Here is a 5,122-nt window from a genome sequence, read left to right as displayed (position 1 = left end):
GGGACCGCTACGGCCGGCTCGATATCCTGATCAACAATGTCGGCATCGGCGGCGGGGACGCTCCGGCGCATCGGTTGGAGGAGACCGCATTCGACCGCATCATGACGGTCAATCTCAAGGGCATGTGGCTGACCATCAAGGCGGCCCTGCCGGCCATGCGGGAGCAGGGCGGCGGCGCGATCGTCAACATCTCGTCGCTGGCGGCGCGGGCCGGCGGCATCCAGTTCGCCTACGAGGTCTCGAAGGCCGGGGTGAACCGGCTGACCACCAGCGTGGCGCAGTCGAACGCCCGCTACGGCGTGCGCTGCAACGCCATCATGATGGGCTACATGGACACGCCCATGGCGGTCAGCGGCATCGCCAGCGCCACCGGCCGTCCGACCTCCGAGGTCCGCGCCGAGCGCGACGCCCGCGTGCCCCTGGGCGGCAAGATGGGCGATGGCTGGGACACCGCCTACGCGGCCCTGTTCCTGGCGTCCGACGAGGCCAAATTCATCTCCGGCGCCATCCTGCCGGTCGACGGCGGCATGGGCGTCCGGATCGGCTGACCGTGCCGGTCTCGCCCACCTACCGACCCGATCCGCACTATCCCGAACTGGGCCCGGAGTTCGCTGACCCCGTGCGGGCGGAGGCGTTCCCGAAGACCACCCTGCGGTTCCGCAACGACCGGGCCGCCGCGACAGTGGGCCTCGATACGCTCACCGACGACGAGTGGGTCGCCCATTTCGGGCGCTTCGATCCCCTGCCCGGGAATATCGATCCGCCGCTGGCGCAGCGGTATCACGGCCACCAGTTCCGAGTTTACAACCCCGAGCTCGGCGACGGGCGTGGCTTCACCTTCGCCCAGATACGCGAGGCCGGAACGGACCGGCTACTGGACCTCGGGACCAAGGGTTCGGGCCGCACGCCCTGGTCGCGGTCGGGCGACGGGCGGCTGACCCTGAAGGGCGGGGTGCGCGAGGTGCTGGCGACCGCCATGCTGGAGGCGCTAGGGGTTCCCACATCGCGCTCGTTCTCGCTGATCGAGACCGGCGAGGACCTGGAGCGGGGCGACGAGCCCAGCCCGACGCGCTCGGCGGTGCTGGTGCGTCTCAGCCACAGCCACATCCGCTTCGGCACGTTCCAGCGCCACGCCTTCTTCGAGCGCGGCGACCGGATCGGCGCCCTCGTGGACCACGTGATCGCCAACTATTACCCGGAGCTCGAGGGCGCGACCGACCGGGCGGCGGCCCTGTTGCAGGTGGTTGTGTCCCAGGCCGCGCGGCTGACGGCGCGCTGGATGGCCGCCGGGTTCGTCCACGGCGTGCTCAACACCGACAACATGAACATCACCGGCGAGAGCTTCGACTACGGGCCCTACCGGTTCCTGCCGCACAACGACCCGAATTTCACCGCCGCCTATTTCGACCAGCACGGGCTCTATGCGTTCGGACGCCAGCCGGAGGCGGTGTTCTGGAGCCTGCAACAACTGGCGGGCGCGCTCAGCCTGGTGAGCGACGCCGATGGGCTGGTCGCCGGCCTGAACGGTTTCGGCTTCGCCTACCGCGAGGAGCTGACCGCGGCGATGCTGGCGCGGCTGGGCGTCCGGCGGCGCGGCGCCGAAGAGGACGCGGCGCTCGTACAGGCCGCCTTCCAGGCCTTCGCCGAAGGCGGCGAGGCGCTGCGCTGGGAGCCGTTCTTCTTCGACTGGTTCTGCGGTGAGGAGACCCGTGCGCTCTCTGGCCTCCGCGCCGAGCTCTATGGACGCGATGGATTCATGACCTTCCGCGGCCTGCTGGCGGACTTCACGGCCGACCGCCCGGAGCGGCTGGCCGACCCCTATTTCAGCCGGCCAGAGCCGGAGGAGCTGCTCTACGACCAGATCGAGGCGCTGTGGGCGCCGATCGCCGAAATCGACGACTGGACGGCCTTCCACGCCAAGCTGTCAGGGATCGAATCCGCCCGCCTGGCATGGGGCTTGCCAGCCCAGGGAACCTGACCCGCGTGTGCGCCGTTCCGGCCACTATGGGGCTCGAAGGATGTGGCGCGATGAAAGACGTCATGTGGTGGATCGCCGGAGCTTCGTCCGTCGTCTTCGCGGCCTGCATTCTCGGCCTGATGAGCTGACCTGGCGGCAACCTTAGCCGCGCGCTGGCGGTTGAAGGCGTCACCGCCTGGAACAACCCGCGAGACGCCGCCATGAAATCCGCCTTGATCGCCGCCGCGGCCCTGATGGCGGCCCTTCCGGCCGTCGCCGGCGGCCTGGTATCGACCCAGCGGCCGGAAACCCAGACGACCGGCGTCATCGGCGTCGGCTCCTCGGCCTTCGCCCCCGGCGCGGCGATACCCCTGAAGTATTCCACCTGGGGCCAGAACATCTCGCCGCCTCTGAAATGGACAACGGTGGGCGCGGCGAAATCCTACGCGATCCTGGTCGACGACCCGGATGGACCGGACCCGCAGCCGGTCTCGCACTGGGCCGCCTGGAACATTCCGGCGGGCGTGACGGTCGCCACCGAGGGCGCGCAGCTCGGCGTCCAGGGGATCAACAGCCACAGGTCGCTGGGCTATTCCGGGCCGCATCCGCCGGCCGCCGACCCGCCGCACCACTATCACTTCCAGGTCCTCGCCCTAGACCGGATGCTGAATCTCCCGGCCGGCGCTGAACGCGACGCCCTGCTGGCGGCGGCCAAGGGTCACGTGATCGCCAAGGGCGAGGTGGTCGGAACGTTCAAGGCGCCGCGGGGCTGAGGGCGCCCTGGGGCCTCGGCCGCGCGGCCCACTGGGCCAGGACGACGCCGCCCAGCGCCACGGCCGCGCCCGCCGTCTGCAGGGGCCCCAGCGCTTCGCCGAACAGCGCGAAGCCGGCGTAGGACGCCACCACCGGCTGCACCAACACCACCACGGAGGCCAGCGAGGTCGGCAGCCGTCCCATCGCCCAGGCGATGGAGCCCTGGCCGGTGACATGAACCAAGCCCAGCCCTGCGCAGGCGGCGAGACCGGCCAGGGTCGATGGCAGGACCTGCTCGCCCAGCAGCAGCGCCGAGCCCAGCAGCAGCGGGGCGCCCACCACGCCCGACCAGAACATCAGCCGGCTAGCGGCCTCCGTCTTGCGGCCCTGGGCGATGGCCAGGAAGTAGAGGGCGTACCAGAAGGCCGTCGCCAGCGAGAGCAGGTTGCCCAGCGGCGCGTTCACCACAGGCGCCCCGGCGCCACGGCCGACCCCCATCATCCAGGCGCCGGCCACAGCCACCGTCATGGCCAGGAGGAAGAGCGCGCGGGGCCGCTGCTTCAGGAATATCCAGGCAAACGCCGTGACCACCACAGGCGCAAGGTTCGACAGCACCGTCGAGGCCCCGACCGAGGTGTACTTCAGCCCGTAGTGCCAGAAGCCCAGGTCGAGGGCGAAGAAGACGCCGCAGAGGAGGGCGATGGGCGAGGGCTTGCCGAGCGGGCCCGACATTCGCCGGGTCATGATCGCCAGCAGGGGAAGCGCGAAGGTCAGCCGCCAGAAGCCGGCCGCCGCCGGGCCGGTGCCGGTCAGGCGCACCAGGATGCCGGAGAAGCCGATCACGCAGGCTCCGAACACCAGCATGGCCACGGCCTGCCAGCGCGGCGCCTCGGTGGGCTGGATGACCGCCTCGCTCAAAACCCCAACTCCTCGCGCAATGAGTCCGGCGTCATACCCGAAGCGCGCAGCTCGCGGAGCGTCTGGGCGCCGTCGCGCTTTGCGAAGCGCCGGCCGTCCGGACTGGTGAGCAGGCGGTGATGGCAGTAGGTCGGCGCGGGCAGCCCCAGCAGGGCCTGCAACAGGCGCTGCACGTGGGCCGCCTCGAAGAGGTCGTTGCCGCGGATCACGTGGCTGACGCCTTGCGAGGCGTCGTCGGTCACGACCGCGAGGTGGTAGGCGACTCCGACGTCCTTGCGCGCCAGGACCACGTCGCCGCCGAGCCGTGGGCGGGCCAGGATCGCCCCGCGCTCGCCATTCGGACCTTCGCCCTCCTCCAGGAAGCTCAAGCCGCCGATGCCGCCCAGGGCGCGCTCAGCGGCGTCCAGCGACAGGCGCCAGGCGTAGGGTTCGCCGGCTTCGACGCGGCGGGCCTCCTCCTCCGGCGGCAGGGCCGCGCCACGGAAGGCCTCCATGGCGCCGTGCGGGGCGCTTTCGATGGCCTCGGCCACCTCGCGGCGGGTGCGGAAGCAGCGGTAGGTCAGGCCGCGCTCGGAAAGTTCGCGCAGCGCCGCGCCATAGTCGCTCATGTGGTCGGACTGGCGACGCACCGGGGTCTCCCAGTCCAGTCCCAGCCAGGCCAGATCCTCATGGATCGCCGCCTCATATTCCGGCCGGCAGCGGGTGCGGTCGATATCCTCGACGCGCAGCAGGAAGCGCCCCCCAGCGACCTGCGCGGCCTCGAAAGCTGTCAGCGCGGAAAAGGCATGGCCCCGGTGCAGGTATCCGGTGGGCGATGGGGCGAAACGGGTGACGAAGGCGGACATGGCGTCCGCTGCGGTCTAGTCCGCCTCGTGGCGGGGAGCCAGACCCATGTGCTGGAAGATCGCCCGCAGGAACGGCACCTCGCCGCCGCAGGCTTCCTTCAGGTGGTCGAACTGCTTGAAGCCGGCCATCTCGGCCAGGCCGTGGGCTGAGCACCAGGCCGCGGTGGTGGCCAGCTCGATGTCCAGGGTGTCGTTCGGATCGGCGCCCGCGTCGACCAGGGTGTCGCGCACCTTGCAATAGGCGCTGTCCTTGTCGTCCTGCATCTGGTCCGGCAGGTCTTCGCGGTCGCGGGCGCGGTCGTACATGACGCGGTAGAGCGCCGGGTTCTCGCGGGCGAAGCAGACGTAGGCCACGCCCAGGCCGTTGATCGCTTCCTGCGGCGAGGGGGCGTCGGCCTTGGCCTTGGCCAGCGCGGCGTCCAGCAACTCCCAGCCCTCATGGGCCACCGCCTCCAGCAGCTCGCCCTTGTCCTTGAAGTGGTGATAGGGCGCGGCGGGGCTGACGCCGGCTTCGCGGGCCACGGCGCGCAGCGACAGCGCGCTCGGCCCCTCGGCCTCCAGCAGCCGGCTGGCGGCGTCGATCAGCGCCCGGCGCAGATCGCCGTGGTGATATGGCCTTGCCTCAGCGGCTTGAGAGTCTCTCATCGGT

At 70.7% G+C, this 5,122-nt stretch carries 6 protein-coding genes; 3 read left to right on the top strand and 3 right to left on the bottom strand.

All coding sequences use genetic code 11. From position 1 onward, the window contains the following. The 3 genes from E8A12_RS11500 to E8A12_RS11490 all read left to right on the top strand — a co-directional run. On the top strand, positions 1-548 hold a 548-nt coding region (locus tag E8A12_RS11500), incomplete at its 5' end, for an SDR family oxidoreductase (protein ID WP_293368774.1). A 2-nt stretch (positions 549-550) separates the two neighbouring features. Next, positions 551-1,978: a protein adenylyltransferase SelO gene (locus E8A12_RS11495; protein ID WP_293368772.1), complete on the top strand. Its 1,428-nt coding sequence runs from the start codon at positions 551-553 to the stop codon at positions 1,976-1,978. A gap of 200 nt (positions 1,979-2,178) precedes the next feature. Further along, positions 2,179-2,730 (top strand): YbhB/YbcL family Raf kinase inhibitor-like protein, encoded by a 552-nt coding sequence (locus E8A12_RS11490; protein WP_293368770.1) that lies wholly within the window; start codon positions 2,179-2,181, stop codon positions 2,728-2,730. Here the strand turns inward: E8A12_RS11490 and E8A12_RS11485 are convergent. Genes E8A12_RS11485 through E8A12_RS11475 form a run of 3 tightly spaced genes read right to left on the bottom strand, consistent with a single transcriptional unit; the run spans position 2,711 to position 5,118 of the window. Next, entirely contained in the window at positions 2,711-3,628 is a 918-nt protein-coding gene (locus E8A12_RS11485) for an EamA family transporter (protein WP_293368768.1), read from the bottom strand. The genes E8A12_RS11490 and E8A12_RS11485 overlap by 20 nt on opposite strands. Next, positions 3,625-4,473, bottom strand: a complete 849-nt coding sequence (gene gluQRS / locus E8A12_RS11480) for a tRNA glutamyl-Q(34) synthetase GluQRS (RefSeq protein WP_293368766.1) — start codon at positions 4,471-4,473, stop codon at positions 3,625-3,627. Before gluQRS ends, E8A12_RS11485 begins: the two co-directional genes overlap by 4 nt. Positions 4,474-4,488: 15 nt before the next feature. Next, a complete protein-coding gene (locus E8A12_RS11475; RefSeq protein WP_293368776.1) occupies positions 4,489-5,118 on the bottom strand; it encodes a TetR/AcrR family transcriptional regulator in 630 nt (209 codons plus the stop codon). Positions 5,119-5,122: the final 4 nt, after the last annotated feature.

The organism is Phenylobacterium sp. (assembly GCF_004799395.1).
Classification (GTDB): Bacteria; Pseudomonadota; Alphaproteobacteria; order Caulobacterales; family Caulobacteraceae; genus Phenylobacterium.
The sequence above is the reverse complement of the archived record's forward strand: the minus strand, read 5'-3'. Positions and strand labels throughout refer to the sequence as shown.

Excerpts from the sequence above, each read along its gene's own strand:
- E8A12_RS11490 (WP_293368770.1), top strand. The coding sequence starts at position 2,179 with ATGAAATCCGCCTTGATCGCCGCCGCGGCCCTGATGGCGGCCCTTCCG.
- gluQRS (WP_293368766.1), bottom strand. The coding sequence starts at position 4,473 with ATGTCCGCCTTCGTCACCCGTTTCGCCCCATCGCCCACCGGATACCTG.
- E8A12_RS11475 (WP_293368776.1), bottom strand. The coding sequence starts at position 5,118 with ATGAGAGACTCTCAAGCCGCTGAGGCAAGGCCATATCACCACGGCGAT.